Here is a 25,215-nt window from a genome sequence, read left to right as displayed (position 1 = left end):
ATCGCGCGCCCCTTAACCGAATGCACGGGCCTGTCCAAACGATCCGTTGAAGGTGGTTTCCTACAGCCACTCTTTTCGGGCATGGCGGTTCGATGAACCGATGCACCTGCCCCTTCGCACCGCCCCGATTTACGCCCGATCAGGAGGAGCGGAGTTTATCCTCAGGACTGTGTCAACTGTGTCAACTTGGTAAAGGAAAGGACCCGAAAAGATGAACGCTAACCGCTCGCCGAATCGCGATGGTGTGATCGCCGCGGCCCGCTCCATCGCCGCCATTCTTCCGCCCACTCCGCTGCTGCCGGTCGAAATAGGCGGCGTGCGCGCTCATGTGAAAGCCGAAAGCCTGCAGCCGGTCGGCGCGTTCAAAATCCGTGGTGGCTGGTGGCGGCTGTCCAACCTGTCCGAGGAGGAGAAGACGCGCGGTGTAGTTGCTGTGTCGTCGGGCAATCATGCGCAGGGCGTTGCCTGGGCGGCACGCAGGCTCGGCATTGCCGCCGCCATCGTCATGCCTCGCAACGCCCCGAAGGTGAAATTGGAGGCCACACGTGCGCTCGGCGCGGAAATCGTGCTCTACGATCGTCCCGGAGAGGACCGTGACGAAGTGGCGGCGCGCGAGGTGGAAGCGCGCGGCGCCACGCTGGTCCACGCTTTCGGCGATCCCTGGGTGATCGAGGGACAGGGCAGCGCCGGGATCGAGGCCGCCGAACAGCTTGGCCGCGCTCCGTCTCGCTTCGTGGTCTGCTGCGGCGGCGGGGGCCTTGCCGCAGGTCTCGCCTTCTCTTCGCCGGAGAGCGCCATCCATGTGGTTGAGCCGGAAGGGTGGGACATGGTCGGACAGGCCATAGCCACGGGAGAGATCGTGCGCGTCGGCGACAATCCGCCTACCACCATCTGCGATGCGCTGCAGCCCGATGCGACCAAGCCGATCAATCTCGCCGTCCTGCGGGGCCGCGCCGAACCCGGTGTCAGCGTGACCGACGAGGAAGTGCGCACCGCCCAGCGCTTTGCCTTCTCGAACCTCAATCTCGTCGTCGAACCCGGCGGCGCGGCGGCATTGGCGGCAGCGCTTGCGGGGAAGGTACCGGTGGACGAGGATACGGTGATCATGATCACCGGCGGCAACACCGATGCGGACAGCTTCGCCGAAATGCTGGGCCAAGTATGATTTGGCAGGGGCATGATCCTGTGGGGTCCGATCCGGTGGAGATTTGACTTTCACGCACCGCCGCCGCAGTCCTGCGAACTGAGAGAGGGAGACGAATTCAATGCAGGCTCAAATGCTCGCCCCCGCCGCCGTGCTGGTCGCGTGGTCGCTTATCATGCTGATGTGGATGGCCTTCACGCGCCTTCCCGCGATGAAAAAGGTCGGGTCGGGACTCGGCGAGGCAAAGCCCGGCGGGCGCGGCCAGGACCTCGAAGGCGTACTCGATGACCGGATAAACTGGAAAGCGCATAATTACGCGCATCTGATGGAACAGCCGACCATCTTTTACGCCGCCAGCATCATCCTGGCGATCATGGGCGCAAGCGCGCTCGATGTGGTCTTTGCATGGGTCTATGTGGCGCTGCGGATCATTCACTCGGTCTGGCAGGCGACGGTCAATGTCGTCTCTATCCGCTTCCTGCTGTTCATGCTGTCCACTCTCGCGCTGGTCCATCTGGCGTGGCGGGCGATCGCGTTGACGCTGTTCCACGACCCCAGCCTCGCCCCTGCTTGAGGTTCCTGCCATGATCGACGCCGAAATCCTGCGCCCCGTCATCGTTCTTCTGGCCTGGACCATGGTCATGTGGCTGTGGATGTATGTCACCCGCATTCCCGCCATGACCAAGGCGCAGATCGCGGCAGACGAAGTGCGCAGGACTGGCACGCTGGATGAAAGGCTGCCAGAGCAGGTCCAGTGGAAAGCGCACAATTACAATCACTTGCACGAACAGCCGACGGTGTTCTACGCCGTCTGCCTGGTGCTGGCGATGGTCGGCATGGGTGACGGGATGAACGCCTTTCTGGCGTGGATCTATGTCGGCCTGCGCATCCTGCATTCGCTGGTGCAGGTCACCGCGAACAAGGTGATGGTGCGCTTCGTGCTGTTCGCCCTGTCGAGCGTGGTGCTCATCGCGCTGATATTCCACGCCGCGATCTGGGCGTTCGAGCTGAGCTAAAGGCAAGTCATTGCGAGGAGCGAAGCGACGCGGCAATCCACCTCCTGCCCTCACGGCAAGAGACTAAGGCCACCCGAAGGATCGCCGCGCTACGCTCGCGATGACGTGCTTCATGTCATCGCGAGGAGCCGCAAAGCGACGCGGCAATCCATCGCCGCCTCGGGCAAACCGCTGAAATGTCCTGAGATGGATTGCTTCGCCTGCGGCTCGAAATGACGATGCGGTAACAGCCTACTCGGCGGCTTCCGCTTCGTGAACATGGCCGTCCGGCTCGATCTCGAGACCGGCCAGGAAGCGTTCGGCGTCGAGCGCGGCCATGCAGCCCATGCCAGCCGCCGTCACCGCCTGGCGGTAGACATGATCGGTCACGTCGCCTGCGGCGAACACGCCGGGCACTTCGGTCTTGGGCGATCCGGCTTCGGTCAGCAGATAGCCGCCATCGTCCATCGGCAGCTTGCCTTTGAACAGCTCGGTCGCGGGCGCATGACCGATCGCGACGAAAGCGCCGTCGACTGCCAGCTGGCTGTCCTCGCCGGATACCGTGTCGCGCAGGTTGAGATGGTGCAGCGCGCCGTTCTCACCCGCTTCGAAGCTCTCGACGGTCTTGTTCCAGATAACCGAGATCTTGGGGTGGTTGAGCAGACGCTCCTGCAGAATCCGCTCCGCGCGCAATTCGTCGCGGCGGTGAATCAGCGTCACGTCATCGGAATGGTTGGTCAGGTATAGCGCCTCTTCGACGGCAGTGTTGCCGCCGCCGATCACCGCGACCTTCTTGCCGCGGTAGAAAAACCCGTCGCAGGTGGCGCAGGCTGATACGCCCTTGCCGCCCAGTTCCTGTTCGCCCGGCACGCCCAGCCATTTGGCCTGCGCCCCGGTAGCGATCACGAGGACGTCGGCCACATATTCATCGCCGCTGTCGCCCGTTGCGGTGAACGGCGAACCGCCCGCGATGTCGACATCGACGATGGTGTCCCACATCATCCGCGTGCCGACATGCTCGGCCTGCTTCTGCATCTGCTCCATCAGCCAGGGGCCCTGGATCACGTCTTCGAAGCCGGGATAATTCTCGACATCGGTCGTGATCGTGAGCTGCCCGCCGGGCTGCAAGCCCTGCACCACGATCGGCTCCATCATCGCCCGCGCGCCATAGATGGCGGCGGAATAGCCTGCGGGGCCGGAGCCGATGATGAGCATCTTTGTGCGATGGGTAGCCATGATCGTCAGTCTCGTATGCGTGTCTGTGAAAATCGTGAGGCGGCTATATGGGGACTGCCCCGGGTAAAGTCACGCCACGAAGCGCTGGCGAAGCTGCTCCTTCAACAGCTCGTCCACACCTAAGACGGTTTCGATGTAGCTATCGAGCGAGCCGTGCTCCTCCTCGACCTCGCGCCAGTAGGTGGCCAGATATTCTTCGCGCACGCCGAGCAGCGCCTGCACCGCGCCCTCCTCCAGCTTGCGGCCGAGCTTCTTCTCGATCCCGGGCACCGACTGGCTGGCGAGCACCTTCATGGTCGGCGCGTCATTGGTGCGCAGGAACTCGGCCATCTGATCGTCCCTGTCGACGCCGAGGATATGCAGCATCAGCATCGCCGCCACCCCGGTGCGATCCTTGCCTGCAAAACAGTGGACAAGGCTTGCTCCATCGCGCTCTGCCAGAAGCCGCAGATAGCGCGAGAACATGCCGATCATCGCCGGATTGCGCGGCATGCGGGTATAGACGGCCAGCATCCGCTGGCGTGCATAGTCCTCGGTCGACGTGCTTTCGTCCACATCCATGTGCGGCGGGCTGGACGAGGTTTCGCCCTCGTGGAAGAACACTTCCGCCATGAAATTTTCGGACCTTTTGCAGGGATTGCGCTCACGCTCGGAAGCCCCGCGCAAGTCGACCACCGTCCTGATGTCCAGCGCATCGATCGCCCGGAGGTCCGCCGCACTCGCGCCGACATGCTGGCCCGAGCGCCAGAGCAGGCCCTTGCGCACCATGCCTCCATCGCGCGTCTTCCATCCGCCATAATCGCGGAAGTTGTGAATGCCTTGGGTGTCGAGAAAGGGTGTCAGAATCATGGAGCCAGCTTGGCAGGGGATCGCTGCGGACGATACCCCTCGCTGACTAGCAACAGGTATTCGTCAGCTTTCCTGCGCGACGGTGTCCAGATCGTTGAGAAAGTCATCGGTCCACTTCTGCACATTATCATCGCGAACCGTGCCGATGAGCTTCTGATGCCGCTCCTTCCGTTCTGCCAGCGGCATATCCAGCGCCGTCCTGATAGCATGGGCAAGATCGTCGGGGCTATGCGGATTGACGAGCATGGCATCGGGCAATTGCGCAGCCGCCCCGGCAAAACGCGAAAGGATCAGCACGCCGGGATCTTCCGGGTCCTGCGCCGCGACATATTCCTTGGCCACGAGGTTCATCCCGTCGCGGAGCGGAGTGACCAGCCCGATCTTGGCTGCCCGGAAGAAGCCGAAAAGTTCCTCGTGACTATAGCCGCGATTGACGTAACGGACCGGGACCGCATCCACTTCGCTGCGAGCGCCATTGATCTGACCCGCCTTTTGTTCAAGCGTGGCGCGGATTTTCTGATAGCTCTCGACATCCTCGCGGCTCGGCGGCGCAATCTGGACGAATACGAGATCCTTTACCCGTTCGGGGTGCTTGTCGAAAAAGCGGGAAATCCCGTCAAGCCGCTCCGGCAGCCCTTTCGAATAGTCGAGCCGGTCAACGCCGATCATCGCGGTGCGGCGCCGGGTCGAGCTCATCAGCCGCTGCTGCGCCTGACGTGCCTCTCCCTTTTCGCCCAGCTTACTGAAATGCTCCCAATCGATCCCGATCGGATAGGCCCGCGCGACTGTCGTACGACCGTCGAGCGTTACGGTACCCTTCCCCTCATTGACCTCGGCACCCAATTCGGTGCGGCAGTAATGAAGAAAGCTGTCGAGCCATTCCTGCGTCTGAAATCCAACGAGGTCATAGTGCAGCATCGTTCGCACGAGCCGCTCATGATAGGGTAGCGATACGAACAGCCGGGTGGCAGGCCATGGTATATGCAGGAAGAAACCGATACGGTTCTTGCAACCATGAGCACGCAGCCGTTCGCCAAGCGGGATAAGATGGTAATCGTGGACCCAGATGACGTCGTCCGGTTCGATCAAGGGAGTGACGAGTTCCGCGAACCTTTCATTGACGCGTTCATAGCCCTTGCCGGTTTCCCGCTCATATTGCGCAAGATCGAGGCGATAATGGAACAGCGGCCACAGCGTGGCGTTCGCATAACCGTTGTAATACTCTTCTACATCGGTGTCAGAGAGGTCAATCGTGGCGGTGGTGACGCCGTCACTGGTCTGCGTGGCGATATTGCCCGTCTCACCGCTGGCGCTTTCTTCGCCGGACCAGCCGAACCACAAACCTTCTCTGGATTTCAAAGCGGCGTGGAGAGCGCCCGCCAATCCGCCTTGGGCCCCGGCGGCACCACGCGCCTTGGGCACAGCGACACGATTTGAAATAACAACAAGGCGGTCGGTAGTACTCAACGTACCTCGCTCCAGGATTTCGAAAGATGGCCGGCTGAATTGATGATACCTACCAGCGAATAGGTTTGGGGAAAGTTCCCCCACAATTCGCCCGTATCATAGTCGAGATCCTCGCTGAGCAGCCCTGATCTGGTCGTATGCCCCAGCATGGCCTCGAACAACTGCCGCGCTTCTTCGCTGCGCTCAGTCAGGTGCAGCGCTTCGATAAGCCAGAAGGTACAGACATTGAAGGCTGTTTCCGGCGCTCCGAAGTCATCCTCTGCCGCGTAGCGAAGCATGTGGTTGCCGCGCCGCAAATCGCGCTCGACCGCCGCGAATGTCTTCAGGAACCGCTCGTCGTCTGGTTTTAGATACCGCAGTTCGACCATCTGGAGCAAGCTGGCATCGAGGTAATCGCTCTCGAAGCTGGCGCCGTAATGCTGGCCTTCCTCGTTCCAGGCCTCCTTGTCGATCTTGGCGCGGATGGCCTCCGCCCGTTCCTTCCAGAACGTCACCCGGTCCGCCCGACCCAGACTTGCTGCGACGTTGGAGAGGCGATCGCACGCGGCCCAGCACATCACTGCCGAATAAGTATGGACTTCCTGCCTCGTGCGAAACTCCCACAGACCCGCGTCGGGCTTGTCGTGCTTGGCCCAGGCAGCTTCGCCGACCTCTTCCAGATGGGCAAAATCTCGCTCATCGGCCATGCGCAGCAGACGGGTATCGAAGAAAGCCTGCGCTGTCGGCATGACGATCTGTCCATAGCAATCGTATTGCACCTGCTTGTAAGCCGCGTTGCCGACCCGCACCGGGCCGTTGCCACGATAGCCGGCCAGGCTTTTCGCTTCGAATTCGTGCAATTCCGGGTCGCCCATTACCGAATAGAGCGGTTGGATCTGACCTCCGCGCGCCTGGTCGATGATGTTGCGGAGATAGGCGAGATATTTCTCCAGCACGTCCAGCGCGCCGAGCCGGTTCAGGGCCTGCACCGTGTAGTAGCTGTCCCTGATCCAGCAATAACGATAGTCCCAGTTCCGCTCGCTTCCAGGCGCTTCGGGTATTGAAGTAGTCAGGGCGGCGACGATCGCCCCGGTCTCTTCGTGCTGACACAGCTTCAAAGAGATGGCCGCTCGAATTACCTCTTCTTGCCATTCCAGCGGGATATGGAGGCCGCGCACCCAATGCTGCCAGTACTTGCGCGTGTCCTCTTCCATGCGGCGCACTTCGCTACGTATATTGCCGACGAAGGGTTCGTCGGGCCCCAGGAAGAAGTGCTGATCGCTCTCGACGCGGTAGCCGCGATCCTCAAGAATATAACCCACGGGAGCATCGGTGCTCAGCCGCATGGCCTGGTTGCCGAGGAGGTAACGGACGTGATTGGTGCCGTTGGTTGTGTCGGCCAGCGCTTCCCCGTAATTCTTCATGGGCGCCATCCGCACGCGCAGGCGCGGCGCGCCGGCGACCGGCCGGACGATGCGGGCGAAGGCAACCGGCCGATACATGCGGCCCGACCGTTCGAAACGCGGTGCGAAGTCGAAGATGTCTAGCGCGCTGCCGTCTTCCGCCTCGAGGCGCGTCACCAGAATCGGCGTATTGCGCACGTAATGCTGGCTTGAAGAAATCTGCCCTTCCAATTCGAAGCGCCAAGTGCCCTCGTCCCGCCGATCGCCATTGAGCAGCGAGCAGAAGACCGGATCGCCATCGACTCGCGGCACGCAGCCCCAGACGAAGCCCCCCTCGGTATCGACCAGCGCGCTGACCTGGCAATTGCCGATGGGAGATAGTTCGAGATTCGGTTTGTTCATATGTCCAGCCAATTGTGCACCGCAGCAACGTCTTTGAGGTGATAGCGTGCAGCCTTGCTCTTCCGTTCCCCGACTGCAATGCCGAAGCCCCCGCATTCGATTGCGGCCTCCATCCCATCCTCATCTGTCGTATCGTCACCGACGAAGATGGGGACCGATCCGGCAAAGGGCGCCTGCTCCATGAAAGCCTTGACCGCCCCGCCTTTGTTGGCGCCGGGACGCACCAGTTCGGCAACGCCCTTACCGCTGGTTACTTCCAGTTCGTAGCGCTCTGCCAGGCCGCGGGCGAAGGAGAGCGTGTCATCCTGCCGCTCTGGCCGCGCGCGGAAATGCAGGGCGCCGCCATGGGCCTTGGTCTCGTAATAGAGATCATGCAGATCGGCGTAGCTGCGCATTTCCGCGACGCACTCGTCGGTGAGTGCCGACGGCTCATCGCCAAGGCGCGAACCATCGGGGAGCAAGCGTGAGGCTCCATGGGAGCCGGCCCGGCACAGCGGGACCTCACCAAGGTGCGAGGCAAGATCATCCAGTGCCCGGCCGGTAATGAGCGCCAGGCGCCCACCCAACCGGTCCCGCAAGGAAAGCAGCGCGTCCGGCAATTTGGCCGGCACGTCTATCGCGCCCGGTTCGGCGGCAATGCCGACGAGCGTGCCATCGAAATCGAGAAAGAGAGAAACAGGGCCCTCGCCCAGAAGATCGGCGAGGGGTGGCGGACAGGGTAGCGAACGGGCTTTTTCCATTGCGGCAGCCTTAGTGGCTCCTTCCGCCTCGTCAAAGCCTTAGCCTTCTTCGAGACCGCCCGGCTCGAGGATCAGATCCCCCTGCTTGACCCGCCAGCCCTCCAGTCGGCTAAGGAAATTCATTCCCAGAACGTTGGTATTGCCCAGATTGGGGGCGATCACCGCATCCAGCCCGCCCGCCTCGATATTGCCGAAGCGCAGGCTGTCGACTGTAGTGAGTTCTGCCGTCACTGCACCATTGGCAGTATTCAGCATGACCGGCAGCCCGCCCGTCCGCGGTTCCAGCCCCGCACGCCGCGCGGATTCGGCAGACAGAGCGGTGAGCGTGGCCCCGGTATCCACCAAGAACCGCGTGGGCACCCCGTTCACTTCGGCTACCAGCCAGTAATGACCATCTGCCGCAAGCGGTATGATCGTTTCTTCGCCCACTATCGATTGCTTGGGCATGCCCAGTTCGGTGACGGCGTCGAGCCGCGGGTCGAAGCGGGCAAGCTGGAGGAAGACGGTCACGAGTATGGCCATCAGAGCAATCGTGCTGGCGGTCCGCACGAGGCGCCCGCCCAGCACTTTGTGCCGCAGCATGATGGCGCCGATCCAGCCGAGCAGGAGGGCCCCGATCGTCCCTGCCAGCAAGCCGGAACGCGGCACGGCACGGATTATTTCGGCAAGGGCATCGAAAGCGCTCTGCAAGTCCATCGTCAGTCCATATAGGAGGGGCGATCGGTATCGTCGATGAACGCGATCAATTTGTTCAGGGGGCGTCGCGCTTTTCGGTAGCCTCGGCGAGGATCAGGGAGAACCGGTCGCCACTATCCGTCCAGCGCGCCTGCGGAGTCCAGCCACCGGCCAGCAACAAGGTATTGGCGCTGCGGCGGGTGAACTTGTGGCTGTTTTCCGTGTGGATCGTTTCGCCCTTACGCATGGAAAAGCGTTTACCGGCTACTTCGAAATCAAAATCCTCAAGCGCTTCCAGATGCATTTCGATCCGCGCGAAGTCATCGTTCCAGGGCGCTGTATGGCGCAGGGCATCGACCGGGATCGTGCCATCGAGCTCGCGATTGATCCGCCGGGCGAGATTGAGATTGAATTCGCCCGTCACACCTCGGGAATCGTTATAAGCGGCTTCGAGAACCTGCTGGTCCTTTACCAAGTCCATGCCGATCAGCAGCAGGGGTCTGCCACCCTCTTCCGCTCCCAAGGTCGCCCGCATGGAACGCAGCAGATCGACTGCCGTGCGCGGGACCATGTTGCCAATGGTCGAGCCAGGGAAGAATCCCAGCTTCGGCAGATCCGCAACCTCATCTGGCAATTGCACTTCGCGCATGAAATCGGCTTCCACCGGGAAGACGTCAACGTCAGGAAATTTTTCTGCCAGAGCTGCGGCGGATTCCCGCAGGAATTCACCTGAGATGTCGAGCGGCACATAAGCGGACGGATTGATCGCGCGGAGCAGCAGGGGGGTTTTCACCGAGCTGCCGGACCCGAATTCCACCACCGCGCGGCCCGTGCCGATCAGCTCGGCGAACTCCTTGCCGCGGGCATCGAGAATTTCGGTCTCCGAGCGGGTGGGATAATATTCGGGAAGATCGGTAATATCCTCGAACAGCTGCGATCCGGCGTCGTCGTAAAGCCAGCGTGCCGGGATCGCTTTCTGGTACTGATCAAGCCCCTGCAGAACGTCGTCGCGAAATGCACGAACCACACCCTTCTCGTCGCGATCGACGAGCGCAATACCTTGTTCGGTTTTCATAAATCCTTGGCCAATCTCAGCCCGGTAAATTGCCAGCGCTGGTGGGGGTAGAAGAAGTTGCGATAGCTCGCACGCGAATGTCTACGCGCCGTGGCGCAGCTCGCGCCTTTCAGCACGAATTGTCCGCTCATGAATTTGCCGTTGTATTCGCCTACGGCGCCGGGCGCTGGTTCAAAGCGCGGATAAGGCAAATAGGCGGAACGGGTGAATTGCCAGCAATCGCCGAATAGACTTGCTGAGCCGACCGGCAAGGGCGGAGCGGCATGATCTAACTGATTACCGGCTTCGGGATCATGCGCAGCCGAGGCTCCTTCCTGTCCCCGAGCGATCGCTTCCCATTCGAATTCCGTTGGCAGCCTGTGTCCAGCCCAAGTGGCAAAGGCATCTGCTTCATAATAGGAAATATGGGTCACCGGCGCATCGGGATCGCGGTCCTGCCAGCCCGAATGCGTGAAATGCGCCTCGTCCTGCCAGTACGACGGGCTGCGAATGGCATTCTCCTTCACCCAGCCCCAACCATCGGACAGCCACAAACGTGCGTCCTCATAGCCACCATCGGCAATGAATTCTGCCCATTGACCGTTTGTTACCAGCCGCGAAGCGAGAGCGAAGGGTTCGAGCAGCACACGATGCACCGGCCCTTCGTTATCGAAGGCAAAGCCGTCCGCCTGATGCCCGACCCGGGCGATGCCCCCCGGATGTGCGTACCAGTCCTCTCGCGCCGAAGAAGAGGAGATGGATGCGGCCTTCTCCCACATCGCCGGGCCCAGCGGGTTCTGAAAAAGCGCATGCTTGATGTCGGTGAGGAGCAATTCCTGATGCTGTTGCTCATGCGCAAAGCCCAGCTCGATCAGCGGGCGCAGATCTTCGCGCTCAAGCAAGGGCTTCATGGCCTCGTCGACATGATGGCGCCAGGCAAGGACATCTTTCATGGTTGGCTGGGAAAGCATTCCGCGGGAAAAGCGCGCGATCCTCTCGCCTTCAGCCTCGTAATAGGAATTGAAGACGAAGGGCCAGCGCTCGTCGTACAGCGTGTAATCGGGCAGATGATCGCGGAGCAGGAAGGTTTCCCAAAACCACGTTACATGCGCGATATGCCATTTAGCCGGCGAGGCATCCTCCATCGACTGGAGGGTAGCATCTGCTTCGGAAAGCGGTTCGACTAGAGCCTCGCTGAGTTGGCGGATGTTGGCGAACCGCTCTGCCAGATCGCTGCCGGTAACGTTGTTGCTGGCCTGCGCGGCGGTCATGGCCGCTCTCCCCTTGCGGCTGCCGTTCAGCGGCAACCATGTGTCAGCATGGCGGATTCGAGTGGAGGTTTAAAGGCCCGCCAGCCAAAAACCTGAAACCGTCCAGCCGGATGGCCAAGACGATCTCAAGTCTAAATGGGGTAACCGGCGCATGGTTCCGCCGCGCCTGTCGCGCAGAGAGCGATCATTGATGCGATGCGAATTCAGCGCAGAACGCAACAGTGCATGAGACTAGGCGGCGTTCGCCTGCTGGTGGCCATGCTCGGCGTTGAGAGTTTCGGCGATGAGAAACGCGAGTTCCAACGACTGGGCCGCATTGAGACGGGGATCGCAATGGGTGTGATAGCGATCTTTAAGCGCTTCGTCCGTAATCGCCACCGCCCCGCCTACGCATTCGGTGACATCCTGGCCAGTCATTTCGACATGGATGCCGCCCGGATGAGTGCCTTCCGCGCGGTGCACGGCGAAAAAGCCCTTCACTTCCGACAGGATCCGGTCGAACGGGCGTGTCTTGTAACCGCTATCCGATTTCACGACATTGCCATGCATTGGATCGCAGCTCCACACGACAGGGTGCCCTTCCGCCTTCACGGCCCGCACCAGCCGTGGGAAGCCTTCTTCCACCTTGTCATGGCCGAAGCGGCTGATGAGCGTGATGCGCCCCGGTTCGCGCGTCGGATTGAGCGTATCCAACAATTTGAGCATGGCATCGGTTTCTAGGCTCGGTCCGCATTTCATGCCGATCGGATTGCCGATACCCCGCGCAAATTCGACATGTGCGCTGCCGTCGAAACGCGTGCGGTCGCCGATCCACAGCATATGTGCGCTGGTGTCGTACCAGTCACCCGTCAGACTATCCCGCCGGGTCAGCGCCTGCTCGTAAGGCAAAAGGAGCGCCTCGTGGCTGGTGTAGAAGCTGGTCCCCTGCAGTTGCGGCACGGTAGCCGGGTCGATGCCGCAAGCTTCCATGAAATCAAGCGCTTCGCCAATGCGGTCGGCCACATGGGAGAATTTGTCGGCCCACGGGCTACGGCCCATGAAGTCCAGCGTCCACTGATGGACCTGGCGCAGGTTCGCATAGCCGCCGCCTGCAAAGGCGCGGAGGAGATTGAGCGTGGCCGATGCCTGGAAATAGGCGCGGACCATGCGCTGAGGATCGTTGGTGCGCGATGCCGGATCGAAATCGATACCGTTAACATTGTCCCCGAAGTAGCTCGGCAGGGTCATGTCGCCCTGCGTTTCGGTGTCCGAGCTGCGCGGCTTTGCGAACTGCCCCGCCATACGGCCGACCTTCACCACCGGCTGCTTGCTGGCAAACGTCATGACGACCGCCATTTGCAGCAGGACACGGAACGTATCGCGGATGTTGTTCGGGTGGAATTCGGCGAAGCTTTCCGCGCAATCGCCACCCTGAAGCAGGAAAGCTCGACCCTCAGCGACTTCGGCCAGATCGGCCTTCAGCGCGCGCGCTTCCCCCGCAAACACCAGCGGCGGATGGCTCGACAGCAAGTTCGTCGCCTCGTCCAGCGCCGCGGCGTTTTCATAGCGCGGCAGGTGCTTCGCTTCGAAGTTCTGCCAGCTACCCGGTGCCCATTCGCGTGCCATTACCAGTCCAATTCATGATTATTCGAGGCGCAAAGCCAAGCCCAGCCAGAGCCTTGGCGCAAGCAGCATAAACTTGCCCAGCGCAAAAGTGCGATTGGGCTGACTGATTTACCGCCGTGACTGCGCCCCGCCCGGGTGACGTTCCGCTCGCCAGTTTCTGCCCCTCGGGGATTACCGCCATCCGCCAGCCCGATGTTCCGCCAAAATATTCAGTGGCAAGGGCCTGCATGGCCTCAGGCGTGGTCTGCGAATAATCGTTCAGAATGCCGCGCAGGGCTTGCATCCGCCGCGGATCGGACGTCGATCCTTCCAGCTCGAGAAGGTAGAAGTAATTTCCGCTCGAAATCCGCTCGTAATAATTGCGCAGCGGTTCGGTCGCCCGGGCAAGCTCGTCGGCCGTCGGCGGCGTTTGGGTCAACTCGCGCGCGATGCGATCGGCCTCAGCAAAGAAGACCGGCACATCCTTGGGCTGCAACTGCGCATATCCCATGATCGAACCACCGCTGTCGACATCAGTCGGCCAATCCAGTCTCACCGAAGGGGCATAGCTTGCCCCAGCCTTCTCGCGCATGGCTTCAAGCAGGCGGTTCGAGAACACCTCAGTCAGGATCGACAATTGACGTGACTTGCGGATTTCGGCCAGTCCGCCGCCCACCGGCCAAGCGATGACCGCCGCCGCCTGATTGGCCTCACCCTTGTGGTAACGCACGACAGTCTCACCGGCCGGGGCCAGTTCTATCTTCCTGTTCAGAACCTTCTGCGGGATGGGCTTGCGATCCGGCAGGGCCCCGAAGGTCCGGGAAAGCGCGGCGACAGCTTCCTCACGGTCGTAATCGCCGAAAATCAGTATCTCTACCGGGCCTTGCTGAAGGATTGGCTCCCATACCTCGCGGAAACCCTCGACGCTGGTTTCCGCGAGAGCGTCGGGAGTGGAGGTGCGGAAGATCGGATTCTTGTCGTAGATGTAATACTCAAGGTCGCGGTTGAGCACACCGCTAGGGCTCGCCTCATAGCTCTGATAGGCCAACCGCCCAGCCGCCTTGGCACGGGCGATGGGGTTGGCATCCCAGCGCGGCATGCCCAGTTTGGCGGCAAAGAGATACAGCTGATCGGCGAGATCCTGGCGGCGGGTCATGGCGCTAAAGGAAAAGGTGCCCTCGCCGATATCGAAGTCAAAACCCATCTTGCGACCGGTGCTGATGCGGTCGAGCTCTTCCTGCCCAAGTTCGCCCAAGCCGGCCTGTACCAGCGCGCTTTCGCCTAGGCTGATGTAGGGTGCATCGTCCGCATCAAAGGCGCGAATACCGGCACCGAACCGAACCTTGACTGCCACTCGGCCCGGCTCATGGTCATTCGCCAGCAGCAGGGCTTTGACACCGTTGCCGAACTCGATCCGCTCGACATCGCCGAGACCGTGGGGCGTACGCAGAATAACCTCGCCCGGCTCTCCGATCGCGGGCAGGTCGGCGAAGTCGATGCTCTGCGCAGCCAGCCGCGCATTACTATCGGCATCGACCCTTTCGCGAAGCGCTGTCCTCACGGATTCTTCGGTCGCCTCCCCGGCCTCCGGAGTCACATAGGTGGCCCTGATGACCGACCCTTTGAACAGCTCTCGGGTATCATCCAGCAGTGCCTGCGGCGTCGCCTTTGCCTTCATCGAATTGAAAACCATCAGGAAGGTCTCGGGCGCGGCTATCGCCTCGCGGATATCGACCGCGTTGACGAGGTCGTCGGCATAACCTGACGCTGCGAGGACAGAACGCTGCTCTACCATGTTCGCAAAGCCGACTTCCATTTCGGCCAGTTCGCGGTCCATCTCCTCCTGCGTAGGTGGGTTCGCCAAAGCATCGGCGATGACCGCCCGAACATCGGTGAGGGCAGCCTCCCAATCTTCCGTCAATGGCGCGAATTGCACCAGCGTGGCATGAGCCGACCGGCTTATCTTGGATTCGCTAGCCTGCGCATAAAGATAGCTTCCCCCGGCGCGCGCGCGAGCTTCCAGCCGCCGGTTGATAAGCGCAAGCGCAAGCGATTCCCGCAAGCGGCCTTCATTATAAGCGATCGTGTCGTCGACCTGCCGCCAAGGCCTGAAATATCCAAAGGTGAACGCTCGTGGCAAAGTCGGCTCGACTATAACTGCGGCCTCGCCAACCGGATTGACAGGATCTGCACTGGCCGGCGCCACAGGATCCCCGAAGTCGGGGGCCTTGGCCGGAGCGCCGGGCTTGGACCAGTCGCCAAAGTATTTCTCAACCATCGAAGCGAAAAGCACTGGGTCAAGATCGCCGACCACCGAGATTACGGTGTTCTGCGGGCGATACCAGCGGTCGTAGAAAGCACTGACCGAATTGCCAGTCGCGGCCTGCAGACTGTCTTCCGTTCCGATGGTGATACGTTCCGCCAGCCGCTGGCCAGCAAACAGCGTCTGCATGGTCTGCTCGCTTACCCGCTCACCAACGCCGCCGCGCTCGCGCTTCTCGGCGAGCACGATCGGCACCTCGGCGCGAACGTTCGCGTCGGAAAGTACGGGATCGCGCACCATGCCGGACAGCAGCTTCATGCTTTCATCGAGCTTGGCCGCGTTCACATCCGGAAGGTCGAGCTTGAAGACAGTATGCGTCGGACTGGTTTCCGCGTTGGTGTCACTGCCAAAAGTCGCGCCGAGGCGCTGCCATGTTGGAATGGCTTCGGCGACGCCGAGATATTTACTCTCGCGGAAGAGTAAATGCTCAAGCAAGTGGGCATAGCCCAGTTCGCTATCGCTCTCGTACAGGGAACCTGCGTCGATCCGCACCCGGATTGAAACCTGGCCGGGAGGGACGCCATTTTCCCGCACGCCATAACGCAGGCCGTTGGCAAGCTCGCCAAATTGCCATTCCTCATCGCGCGGAACGTCGCTGTTTTCGTAAATCCAGGGCGTCTCGCCTTCTAGCTGCAGGGATGCAGGCGGCTCTACTTCCTGCGCGGGCAGGGTCTGCGGGGCAAGCAACAGAAGCGGGAGGAACAAAGCGATACGCCGTGCGGCGCGCAAACTATCAGTCATGCGCAGGATATAGGGGAGCGTCTGGTGAAGCGCCAGTGAATGAAGGAAAACCTTCGGCCAGGGAAACCGGGATGCCTTGCCCATAAGCAGCCCCCCACCTACATCGCATATCATGTTCATCGAAACCGAAACCACGCCAAATCCATCAAGCCTCAAATTCCTGCCGGGTCGCCCCGTAATGGGCCAGGGAACCCGCGAATTCGCGTCCCCCGAAGCGGCCGAAGCCAGCCCTCTGGCGCAGGCCATCTTCGATACCGGCGAAGCGACGAATGTTTTCTATGGCGGCGATTTCGTGACCGTGACTGCTGCACCGGGTGCCAATTGGAGCGATCTCAAACCGCAGGTCCTCTCTATTCTTCTCGATCACTTCGTGTCTGAGGCGCCGCTTTTCGCACCAGGTACCGCGGGCGGAATTGCCGTCCCCGGTGAGAGTGATCTTCTGGTCGAGGAAAACGAAGACGATGCGGATATCGTGGTTCAGATCCACGAATTGCTGGAAAGCCGCGTTAGGCCTGCGGTCGCCGGTGATGGCGGAGATATCCAGTATCGCGGCTATAAGGACGGTGTGGTCTATCTCCAGATGCAAGGGGCCTGCGCGGGATGTCCGTCTTCATCCGCAACGCTGAAACACGGAATCGAAAGCCTCTTGAAACATTATGTGCCGGAGGTCGTTGAAGTCCGCGAAGCGTAAATCGACGCACCGAAATCCGAGGATGATATGACCCAGCAATTCCATGACAACAATCTTTCTGCCGCAGCGCTCGATCAGATTTTTCGAGAAGCCCGCAGCTATAACGGTTGGCATGAAAAGGAAGTAACCGATCAGCAGATCAAGGAAATCTACGAGCTGCTGAAAATGGGTCCTACGTCTGCGAACATGCAACCCGTTCGGCTCGTATGGTGCAAATCGCAGGAATCGCGGGACAAACTCGCCGAATTCGCGTCCGAAGGAAACCAAGAGAAAATCAAGACCGCTCCGGTGGTCGCGATCATCGGATACGACATCGATTTTCATGAGGAGCTTCCCTGGCTCTTTCCTCACGCCGATGCCAAGAGCTGGTTTGAAGGTGATGAGGAAGGACGCAAGGAAGGAGCGGCTCGCAATTCAGCGCTGCAGGGCGCTTACCTGATGATCGCCGCTCGGGCGCTGGGTCTCGATTGCGGTCCCATGTCGGGAGTTGATCTCGACAAGATTACCGAACATTTCTTTGCCGGCCAACCACGGCATCGCGCCGATTGGGTTTGCGCAATTGGCTATGGCGACAAGGAAAGCATATTCGCGCGCAGCCCGCGTCCTGATTTTGACAAGTTCAATCGTATCGACTGACTTGAAGCAGGGCTTTGCGTAAGGCAGGGCGTTCGCCATGCGAATGCTTGCGATAGATACGTCCGGAGAAGCGTGCTCGGTTGCTTTGTTTGAAGGTGACCGGGTGATTGACGGACGCCATGAAACGATCGGCCGCGGGCATGCAGAGCGCCTTGTTCCGATGATTTCGCAGTTGCAAGGTCACGGCCAGTGCGACGAGATACTCGTATCTCTGGGACCGGGAAGCTTCACCGGTGTGCGGATTGGTCTCGCAACGGCTCGCGCTCTGGGAATCGCTTGGGATGCCAGGGTGTCGGGTTATCCGACACTGTCTTTAATTGCTGCGATGGCCCAGGCGGAAATAGCAGGTCCAGTCGATATATGCATGAACGGCGGGCACGGGGAGTGGTTTATCCAATCATTCGATGCTGGAGGATTGCCTGCGAGCGAGGCCATGTCCCGCACACCGGAAGAAGCCGTGATCGCCTTGGCAGCAGCAAATGTCGCTGGAAACAGGGCCTCCGAATTTGCTCGGATTGCAGCCCACGAGGTCCGGCCGATGGAAATCGTGGCCGACGCCGGTTTCGCACATGCCATCCCGGAATGCCTTCGGACGAAAGTTCTAACGCCAATCTACGGGCGCTCCCCAGATGCGAAAGCGCCTGCCAAATGAGCGAGCTAGATCAGCTCATGCGGATCATGGAAGTCAGTTTCGATCCCCACTACCGTGAAGCCTGGACCCGGCGGCAAGTTGAAGATTCACTGCTCATCTCATCCACTTTCGCAATGCTTTGTGACGAAGCGGCAAAGCCGACAGATGGAGGGAGCGAAGCGGCCGGCTTCATACTCGCCAGACAAGCTTCCGATGAAATCGAATTACTGCTGATCGCAGTGGATCCGAAGCATCGGAAGAAGGGTGTAGGGTCGTTATTACTTGAACGATTTCTAGACGTTGCGGGTGAACGCGAAGCAAGCAAGGTATTCTTGGAGATGCGCGCTAACAACCCTGCAATCTCGGTTTATCGCGCCGCAGGTTTCGAACAAATCGGACGGCGCGCGAACTATTATCGTACCGTAACAGGTGAAACGATAGACGCTCTTACCTTTGGCAGAAAAGTATAATTGACTTAAAGCGTGCTTCATGGTTGTACGTATGCGACAAACTGCATCTTCATTACAGATTTGTGTAGACTTGCCATGTTGTGATGCATACTTCCGGCCGCAGCTGGAGTATTCACATGAACAATTTTCAAACAGATATGAGCGAAACGCTCATTACCCTTACTTCGGATATTGTCGCAGCACATGTTTCGAATAATAGTGTCACCGTCGATGACGTTCCTGCATTGATTTCCAATGTTTATTCTGCACTTTCCGGGTTGGGCGGAAATGGTACGAATGAGGAAGAGCGTCCCGATCCCGCGGTTTCCGTGCGTGCATCGGTAAAGAAGGATCACATCATTTGCCTCGATTGCGGCAAGAAGATGAAGATGCTCAAGCGCCACCTGTCGACCGAACACGATATGTCGCCGGAAGATTATCGTCAGCGTTGGGACCTTCCGTCGGACTATCCCATGGTTGCACCCGATTACGCTGACACGCGCCGCGATCTCGCGAAGAAGATTGGCCTGGGCCGCAAGCCGGGCGAAAAGGTCAGCCGCAACAAATAGTCCGCATAAAGCGGCCTTGTACGGCTTGAGATAGACGCCCCGCCCAGATAAGGTGCGGGGCGTTATTCATTCAGGAAGACCACTTGCATCAGCGTATCGATCTCGAACAGCTTTGTGCCGACAAGGGTCTGCGCATTACGGAACAGCGCCGCGTGATAGCTCGGGTGCTGTCCGAAAGCGACGACCACCCGGATGTGGAGATGGTTCACGCCCGTGCCAGCGAGATCGATCCGGGAATCTCCATTGCCACGGTTTACCGGACCGTCAGACTATTCGAAGAGGCAGGTATTCTCGACCGTCACGATTTCGGTGACGGCCGTGCCCGGTATGAAGCCGCTCCGGAAGCCCATCACGATCATCTAATCGACGTGGAAAGCGGCAAGGTCGTAGAATTCGTCGATCCTGAGTTGGAAGCGCTGCAGAAACAGATAGCGGAGAAGCTCGGATACCGCCTCGTCGATCACCGGATGGAACTCTATGGCGTCCGGCTCGACCGCGAGAGCTGAGCGCAAACTCGCGCGCTACACGGCCAAGCGGCTGGCCGCCGCTGCCGGAGAGAAAGTACCGTTGACGCCAATCGGATGGTGTCGATTCGCACTGCGGATGATCGGCATTTTTCTCCTCCTGCTCATCTTCGTGCCGCTACACTATGCGTATCGCCTGTTTGCATATGGCTCGCCCTTCCCGATGCTGTTCCTTCGTTATACTGCACGCGTGGTAGGCGCGCGCGTCGAGGTGGTGGGCACGCCCCTTCACCGCGACGTCTTCTTCATCTCCAATCATATATCCTGGATCGATATTCTCGCGATGGCAGGCGCGAGCGGTACGGCGTTCGTCGCGAAATGGGAGCTTAGCCAGGTGCCGGTCATTGGCTGGCTGTGCAGCCTCAACCGAACGGTGTTCGTGAAGCGAGAACATAGGATGGGCGTGGCCGAGCAGATCAACGCGTTGAAAGAGGCGTTGCAAGACAATTGGTCCGTCACCGTATTCCCTGAAGGCACGGTGACCGACGGACATTCCCTGCTTCCGTTCAAATCTTCAATGATCTCCGTGATGGAACCGCCTCCACCGGGAGTAATGGTGCAACCAGTGGTCATAGATTACGGCCCCAATTCGGAAGAAATCGCCTGGATTGGGGAGGAAACTGGCCTCCAGAACGCCATGCGAGTCATGGCGCGGCGTGGCTCATTCAAGCTGAGGATCCATTATCTCGACCCGTTCAGCCCCGAAGATTATCGTGGGCGCAAGGCCATCGCAGCAAAGGCTCGCGAGGAAATCGAAACGCAGCTGGTTGCCAATCTCGGCAAACCGCTCCGCGATTACCAGCATGTCGTCGAAGCCGTACGCTACCGACCGAAAATGACAGACGCCTAGAGGTCGGCTTTTACCAGCCAATCATGGAACAGTCGGACCGGACGTTCCTCAAGCGCAGTGGGCTTGCATACAAACCAATAGCTGTAAGGGCTCTCGACCGTCGCATTATATAGCGTCGCCAGACGCGGATCGGCGGCGCGGCGCATGTGATCGTCGTGCATGATTGCGATGCCAAGCCCCTGTGCAGCAGCTTCGAGCATGAGCTGACCGGAGTCGAAATGATCGATTGCCGCCGGTTCAAGATTGGGATGGCCGATCTCGGCGCGCCAGGCTGAAAAGCTCTCGGGCAATTCGTTGTGAATAAGGAATGTCTGCTTCGACAGCAGTTCTTCTTCGGGAACATCACCTAACTTCTGGGCAAGGTCGCGGCTGCAGATGGCATGGACCTTGTTGTAATCGAGCCGTACCGCGTGAAGCCCACGCGAAGGCCCGCGCGACAGGATGATGGCTGCATCGAGCACATCCCCGACCCTGTCTTCGAGATGCGCGCCGGTATCGATGTCGATGTGCAAAAGCGGATGGCGCGCGCGAAGTTCGGCAAGTCGCGGAAACAGTCGCTGGCTGCCGAATAGCGGCAATACGCCGAGATGCAGACGCAAGACCGACAGATTTTCCGACTGGCTTTCTACCGCTCTCGCCAAGGCCTCCAGCTGCGGATTCACTGCTTCGTAAAAGGCGTGGCCATCATCGGTCAGCTGCATCGCTTGCCGCGCACGCGTAAACAGCTTCTTGCCAACGAATTCTTCCAGATTCCCAATGCGCCGCGAAAGTGCGCTCGGACTCAAGCCAAGTTCGTCAGCAGCCGCACGCGCAGAACCAAGCCGCACGGTGCGCACGAAAGCTTCTAAAGCACGAAGGGGAGGCAAACGGCGGGAGGCCATAGCTCCCGCCTATGCATTAAAATGCCACCTGTCGAGTGCGAATGTGCGGTTTTCTGCAACTGACGAAAGGTCAGTCTGCGGGCTCTTCCGGCTTTGGAGCATGGAGCCGCAGACGGGTCACATGAGTCTCGTCGCCATCGGTCACTTCGATGCGCCAACCTGAGGAATGCTCTAGTATCTCGCCCTTGGGCGGAACCTGCTCAGCCAGAACGAATGCCAGACCGCCGAGCGTATCGACCGACTCTTCTACCTCGGCAAGTCGCGGATCGATCCGATCTGCCACGTCATCCAGCTCGGCCCTTGCGTCGCAATCCCACATGCCGTCGCCGATCGGGGCGATCCACTCCTCGGGCGCATCGTCATGCTCATCCTCGATTTCCCCGACGATTTCCTCGACCAGATCTTCAATGGTGATAAGACCATCGGTGCCAGAGAATTCATCGAGCACAATTGCGAGGTGCATGCGCTGGGATCGCATGTCCGCCAGCACATCCAGCGCATTGCGCGTCTGCGGCACATAGAGCGGCTGACGCATTAGAACGGTCCAGTCTTCCGGCGGCGGCTTGCGCTCGGCCAGGTAAGAGAAAATATCCTTGATGTGCACCATCCCGATCACATCGTCGAGCTGGCCTCGATAGACGGGCATGCGCGAATGACCGTGCTCCGAAAAGGTCGAGACCACTTCATCCCACGTCGCGTCGGCATTGATCGCGATGATTTCGCCGCGAGGGACAGCGACATCATCAGCGTCATGTTCGGAAAAGTGGAGCAGATTGCGGAGCATCTGGCGCTCGACACCCGAAAGATCGCCCTTGGCCGCATCTTCAGTATCTTCGGAACCGTTTTCGCCTTCATGCTCGTCGATAGCTTCTTCGAGCTGGGCACGCAGGCTCCGGCCACCACCTTCGGCGTCAAACAATTTGCGAATGGCGGGCCACAGCCCGCTGCTACTCTCCGCGTCTCCGGCGGGGGGTGAAGAATTGGCCATGGGCCGTTTTGCTACTCCAAAAATTCAGCGGTCTCCATATGGGTCCGCGATGCCTAGTTTTGCAAGCGCTTCTACTTCGAGTTTTTCCATCGCCGCTGCCTGACTGTCGGAATCCACGTGATCATGGCCGGCGAGATGCAAGAAACCGTGAACGAGCAGGTGGGCGGTGTGGTCCTTTAAAGCCACCGCTTTTTCATCGGCTTCGCGCTGACAGGTTTCGAATGCCAGAGCGATGTCGCCGAGCATTTCCGGTGGACCTTCCGCCGCTAGCGCAAGGAGGTCGTCCCGCTCGAGCATGGGAAAAGAGAGGACATTTGTCGGCTTGTCTTTACCCCTCCACTCTTTGTTCAACTCGTGGACTTGGGTGTCGGAGGTATAGAGTACGCTGGTAATAAGGCGTGAGCTGTTCAGCGCAGGCTCGACATCGAAGAGCGCATCGAGCGCTTGCTGGCACAGGGCCTCCCAATCGTGATGGTCGGGCCAGCCGTCTACGTCGATATCGAGTTGCAAATCGCGCTTCCGTTGGGTCTGAACAGCTGCCTTTATCCGCTAGTTATGCGGAAGGGCCTTCGTAAGCCTCGACGATACGCCCGACGATGGGATGTCTGACGACGTCGGCGGCGGTGAACCGGATCGTACCGAAACCATCCACCCCCTCCAGCTTACCGACCGCATCGGCAAGGCCGCTCATGCCGTCGCCGCCAGGGATGTCGACCTGCCGCGGATCTCCGCAAATCACCATGCGGCTGTTTTGGCCAAACCGGGTCAGGAACATCTTCATCTGTTCGCGCGTGGTATTCTGCGCTTCGTCCAAGATGACAAAGGCGTCGGCCAAGGTGCGACCACGCATGAAGGCAATGGGCGCGATCTCGATCTCTCCCGATGCCAGCCGCCGCTCCACCTGCTCGGGCGGCATGCAATCGTAGAGCGCATCGTAAAGCGGGCGCAAATAGGGATCGACCTTGTCTTTCATATCGCCCGGGAGGAAGCCCAGTTTCTCCCCTGCCTCGACCGCAGGGCGCGACAGGATCAGGCGCTGTACGCTGCCGGTGATCAGTTGCGCCACGGCCTGCGCGACCGCCAGATAGGTCTTGCCCGTACCCGCCGGGCCCAGCGCGAAGATGATGTCGTCACGCACCAGGCTGCGCATATAGGTCGCCTGCATGGCGCTGCGCGGCACGATGGTCTTGCGGCGCGTGCGGATCATGATCGGCGGCCCGCCCTTGGCATCGCTCAGCTTGCCGTCAACGATACCGTCGAGCGTGGGTTCGTTCGACATGGCGATCAGCGACTCGATGGCACCCGCATCGAGATCCTGCCCCATGGCGAGGCGGTCATACATTTCGTTGAGCACGTCGCGTGCGCGGGCGACGCTGTCTTCGGGGCCTTCGATATGGATCGCATTGCCGCGAGCGGAAATGAACACGCCAAGCCGGTTTTCCACTTGGACCAGATTAGCGTCGAACTGTCCGAACAGAGCGCCGAGAAGGCTCTGATTGTCGAAGTTCACATCCACCTGCGCGCGGCGAACCTCGCGCTGTGGTACGGGCGGTTTGGTCAGGGCCGGTTCGGAGTGACCCGAACGCTTCTGAGCTGGTTTGCGAGCCATCTGCTCCTTTCGCATGAGTATCGAGTCGGAAATCTAGGCATTCCCGCCCGTGAAACAAGCTGGCACGATCAAAGACGGTGGAAAGTCACACGCCTGTAATCAGGCAGATACCTTTTCCCGAAGCTTGCCGGCGAGCGAATTTGGGCCCGCCTCGACCAGTTCGGCCTCCACCAGATCGCCGATGGCTGCTTCGCCTTCGAACCATACGCTCTGAAGCCATGGCGACTTGCCAAGCCACTGCCCTTTGAGCTTGCCCTTGCGTTCGACGAGCACTTCGCAGGTCCGCCCCACACTTGCCTCGTTAAAGGCCAGCTGATCCCGGTTGAGCGCGGCCTGGAGGCGCTGGAGCCGGTCGTCCATGACTTCCTTGGCGACCTGCCCTTCCATCGTCGCGGCGGGCGTACCGGGGCGCTGGCTGTACTTGAAACTGAAGGCCTGAGCGTATTTGACCTCATCGACCAGTGCGAGCGTTTCCTCGAATTCGGCATCGGTTTCGCCCGGAAAGCCGACGATGAAGTCGCCCGACAGCGCAAGATCGGGCCGTGCGGCGCGGAAGCGGTCAAGCAGCTTGAGATAGCTTTCGGCCGTGTGGCTGCGGTTCATGGCCTTCAGGACACGGTCGCTGCCAGCCTGCACCGGCAGGTGGAGGAAGGGCATGAGCTTGTCCACTTCGCCATGCGCGGCGATCAGATCGTCATCCATGTCGGCCGGATGGCTGGTGGTGTAGCGGATGCGCGCGAGGCCATCGACCTTGGCAAGATCACGGATCAGGCCCGCGAGCCCGACTTGATGACCCTTCTCGTCCTCGCCCGACCATGCCGAGACATTCTGGCCCAGCAGCGTGATTTCCTTCGCGCCTGCGTCGACCAGCTTCCTCGCTTCGGTGACGAGGTCCGCATAGGGCCGGCTGATTTCGGCGCCGCGAGTATAGGGCACAACGCAATAGGTGCAGAACTTGTCGCAACCTTCCTGCACGGTCAGGAAGCTTGCCGGATTGGTGCGGCGGCGCTCCGGCAATGCTGCAAACTTGGCGATGGCGGGCATGTCCGTGTCGGTCGCCCGTTCGCCCTTCACCGCCTTATCGAGCATCTCCGGCAGGCGGTGATAGGCCTGCGGGCCGACAACCATGCGGACCGCCGGAGAGCGCTTCATGATCTCCTCGCCCTCGGCCTGTGCGACGCAGCCGGCCACGGCGATCAGCGGCTCCTTGCCGACCTTGCGCCCGGCCTTGGTAAGGCGGCCGATATCCGAATAGACCTTTTCGGCAGCTTTCTCGCGGATGTGGCAGGTGTTGAGCACGACGAGATCGGCTTCCTCGCCTTCGGGCGCGGGCACGATGCCGCGCTCGCCCAGCATCTCGGCCATGCGCTCGCCGTCATAGACGTTCATCTGGCAGCCGAAGCTCTTGACCCTGTAGGTCTTGGGGGAAGTGGTAGGTTTCATGATAGGCGGGCGCACATAGCGAAAAGCTCGGGGTCCTACAATGCGAAGGGCGGCACGTGGCCGCCCTTCCGGTTCGAGATG

General features: G+C 60.3%; 25 protein-coding genes. 10 read left to right on the top strand and 15 right to left on the bottom strand.

Features of this window, described 5'->3' with window-relative positions; translation table 11 throughout:
* Positions 1-211: 211 nt before the first annotated feature.
* The 3 genes from K3175_RS09055 to K3175_RS09045 all read left to right on the top strand — a co-directional run bounded on the left by K3175_RS09055 (position 212) and on the right by K3175_RS09045 (position 2,160).
* On the top strand, positions 212-1,165 hold the full coding sequence (locus K3175_RS09055) for a threonine ammonia-lyase (protein ID WP_221543016.1): 954 nt from the start codon (positions 212-214) through the stop codon (positions 1,163-1,165).
* 100 nt (positions 1,166-1,265) lie between these two features.
* Entirely contained in the window at positions 1,266-1,718 is a 453-nt protein-coding gene (locus K3175_RS09050; RefSeq protein ID WP_221543015.1) for an MAPEG family protein, read from the top strand.
* A gap of 10 nt (positions 1,719-1,728) precedes the next feature.
* On the top strand, positions 1,729-2,160 hold the full coding sequence (locus K3175_RS09045) for an MAPEG family protein (protein ID WP_221543014.1): 432 nt from the start codon (positions 1,729-1,731) through the stop codon (positions 2,158-2,160).
* 231 nt (positions 2,161-2,391) lie between these two features.
* On the opposite strand, the gene trxB is transcribed toward K3175_RS09045, so the two are convergent.
* From trxB to K3175_RS08995, 10 genes are all read right to left on the bottom strand, one after another.
* Entirely contained in the window at positions 2,392-3,375 is a 984-nt protein-coding gene (trxB, locus tag K3175_RS09040; protein ID WP_221543013.1) for a thioredoxin-disulfide reductase, read from the bottom strand.
* 69 nt (positions 3,376-3,444) lie between these two features.
* A complete protein-coding gene (locus K3175_RS09035; protein WP_221543012.1) occupies positions 3,445-4,224 on the bottom strand; it encodes a tyrosine-protein phosphatase in 780 nt (259 codons plus the stop codon).
* Between the two features lie 63 nt (positions 4,225-4,287).
* Complete coding sequence (otsA, locus tag K3175_RS09030) at positions 4,288-5,691, bottom strand: alpha,alpha-trehalose-phosphate synthase (UDP-forming) (protein ID WP_221543011.1); 1,404 nt, start codon at positions 5,689-5,691, stop codon at positions 4,288-4,290.
* On the bottom strand, positions 5,688-7,475 hold the full coding sequence (locus K3175_RS09025; RefSeq protein WP_221543010.1) for a glycoside hydrolase family 15 protein: 1,788 nt from the start codon (positions 7,473-7,475) through the stop codon (positions 5,688-5,690). Before K3175_RS09025 ends, otsA begins: the two co-directional genes overlap by 4 nt.
* Complete coding sequence (gene otsB / locus K3175_RS09020; protein ID WP_221543009.1) at positions 7,472-8,215, bottom strand: trehalose-phosphatase; 744 nt, start codon at positions 8,213-8,215, stop codon at positions 7,472-7,474. Before otsB ends, K3175_RS09025 begins: the two co-directional genes overlap by 4 nt.
* 39 nt (positions 8,216-8,254) lie before the next feature.
* Positions 8,255-8,911 (bottom strand): retropepsin-like aspartic protease family protein, encoded by a 657-nt coding sequence (locus K3175_RS09015; protein ID WP_221543008.1) that lies wholly within the window; start codon positions 8,909-8,911, stop codon positions 8,255-8,257.
* A gap of 55 nt (positions 8,912-8,966) precedes the next feature.
* Positions 8,967-9,965 carry an L-histidine N(alpha)-methyltransferase gene (egtD, locus tag K3175_RS09010; RefSeq protein ID WP_221543007.1) on the bottom strand — a complete coding sequence of 333 codons (999 nt, stop codon included), beginning with the start codon at positions 9,963-9,965 and terminating at the stop codon, positions 8,967-8,969.
* The gene (gene egtB, locus K3175_RS09005) at positions 9,962-11,215 is read right to left on the bottom strand and encodes an ergothioneine biosynthesis protein EgtB (protein ID WP_221543006.1); all 1,254 of its coding nucleotides are present in this window, start codon (positions 11,213-11,215) and stop codon (positions 9,962-9,964) included. The genes egtD and egtB overlap by 4 nt, the downstream gene beginning before the upstream one ends.
* Before the next feature lie 231 nt (positions 11,216-11,446).
* Positions 11,447-12,820, bottom strand: a complete 1,374-nt coding sequence (locus tag K3175_RS09000; RefSeq protein WP_221543005.1) for a class II 3-deoxy-7-phosphoheptulonate synthase — start codon at positions 12,818-12,820, stop codon at positions 11,447-11,449.
* A complete protein-coding gene (locus tag K3175_RS08995; protein WP_221543004.1) occupies positions 12,795-15,863 on the bottom strand; it encodes a M16 family metallopeptidase in 3,069 nt (1,022 codons plus the stop codon). Before K3175_RS08995 ends, K3175_RS09000 begins: the two co-directional genes overlap by 26 nt.
* A 112-nt stretch (positions 15,864-15,975) precedes the next feature.
* On the opposite strand from K3175_RS08995, the gene K3175_RS08990 reads away from it, so the two are divergent.
* The 7 genes from K3175_RS08990 (at position 15,976) to K3175_RS08960 (ending at position 20,213) form a co-directional block, all read left to right on the top strand.
* Complete coding sequence (locus K3175_RS08990; protein WP_221543003.1) at positions 15,976-16,554, top strand: NifU family protein; 579 nt, start codon at positions 15,976-15,978, stop codon at positions 16,552-16,554.
* A 27-nt stretch (positions 16,555-16,581) separates the two neighbouring features.
* On the top strand, positions 16,582-17,190 hold the full coding sequence (locus K3175_RS08985; protein WP_221543002.1) for a malonic semialdehyde reductase: 609 nt from the start codon (positions 16,582-16,584) through the stop codon (positions 17,188-17,190).
* A gap of 37 nt (positions 17,191-17,227) precedes the next feature.
* Entirely contained in the window at positions 17,228-17,842 is a 615-nt protein-coding gene (gene tsaB, locus K3175_RS08980) for a tRNA (adenosine(37)-N6)-threonylcarbamoyltransferase complex dimerization subunit type 1 TsaB (RefSeq protein ID WP_221543001.1), read from the top strand.
* Positions 17,839-18,291, top strand: a complete 453-nt coding sequence (locus tag K3175_RS08975; protein WP_247710792.1) for a GNAT family N-acetyltransferase — start codon at positions 17,839-17,841, stop codon at positions 18,289-18,291. The genes tsaB and K3175_RS08975 overlap by 4 nt, the downstream gene beginning before the upstream one ends.
* 116 nt (positions 18,292-18,407) lie before the next feature.
* Positions 18,408-18,839, top strand: coding sequence for a Ros/MucR family transcriptional regulator (locus K3175_RS08970; RefSeq protein ID WP_221543000.1), 432 nt, complete (start codon positions 18,408-18,410; stop codon positions 18,837-18,839).
* A gap of 83 nt (positions 18,840-18,922) precedes the next feature.
* On the top strand, positions 18,923-19,345 hold the full coding sequence (locus K3175_RS08965) for a Fur family transcriptional regulator (protein ID WP_221542999.1): 423 nt from the start codon (positions 18,923-18,925) through the stop codon (positions 19,343-19,345).
* Positions 19,317-20,213 (top strand): lysophospholipid acyltransferase family protein, encoded by an 897-nt coding sequence (locus tag K3175_RS08960; protein WP_221542998.1) that lies wholly within the window; start codon positions 19,317-19,319, stop codon positions 20,211-20,213. Before K3175_RS08965 ends, K3175_RS08960 begins: the two co-directional genes overlap by 29 nt.
* Here the strand turns inward: K3175_RS08960 and K3175_RS08955 are convergent.
* From K3175_RS08955 to miaB, 5 genes are all read right to left on the bottom strand, one after another.
* Positions 20,210-21,094, bottom strand: coding sequence for a LysR substrate-binding domain-containing protein (locus K3175_RS08955; RefSeq protein ID WP_221542997.1), 885 nt, complete (start codon positions 21,092-21,094; stop codon positions 20,210-20,212). The two genes, K3175_RS08960 and K3175_RS08955, sit on opposite strands and share 4 nt — an antisense overlap.
* Positions 21,095-21,164: 70 nt before the next feature.
* Positions 21,165-22,082, bottom strand: coding sequence for a hemolysin family protein (locus K3175_RS08950; protein WP_221542996.1), 918 nt, complete (start codon positions 22,080-22,082; stop codon positions 21,165-21,167).
* Positions 22,083-22,106: 24 nt separating this feature from the next.
* Positions 22,107-22,592, bottom strand: a complete 486-nt coding sequence (gene ybeY, locus K3175_RS08945; RefSeq protein WP_221542995.1) for an rRNA maturation RNase YbeY — start codon at positions 22,590-22,592, stop codon at positions 22,107-22,109.
* 43 nt (positions 22,593-22,635) lie between these two features.
* On the bottom strand, positions 22,636-23,691 hold the full coding sequence (locus K3175_RS08940; protein WP_224811916.1) for a PhoH family protein: 1,056 nt from the start codon (positions 23,689-23,691) through the stop codon (positions 22,636-22,638).
* Positions 23,692-23,790: 99 nt separating this feature from the next.
* Complete coding sequence (gene miaB / locus K3175_RS08935) at positions 23,791-25,134, bottom strand: tRNA (N6-isopentenyl adenosine(37)-C2)-methylthiotransferase MiaB (RefSeq protein WP_221542994.1); 1,344 nt, start codon at positions 25,132-25,134, stop codon at positions 23,791-23,793.
* Positions 25,135-25,215: the final 81 nt, after the last annotated feature.

Source organism: Qipengyuania aestuarii, from assembly GCF_019711535.1.
In the GTDB taxonomy this organism is placed as follows: domain Bacteria; phylum Pseudomonadota; class Alphaproteobacteria; order Sphingomonadales; family Sphingomonadaceae; genus Qipengyuania; species Qipengyuania aestuarii.
Note: the sequence above shows the minus strand (reverse complement) of the source record. Positions and strands in the feature narration are given on the sequence as shown.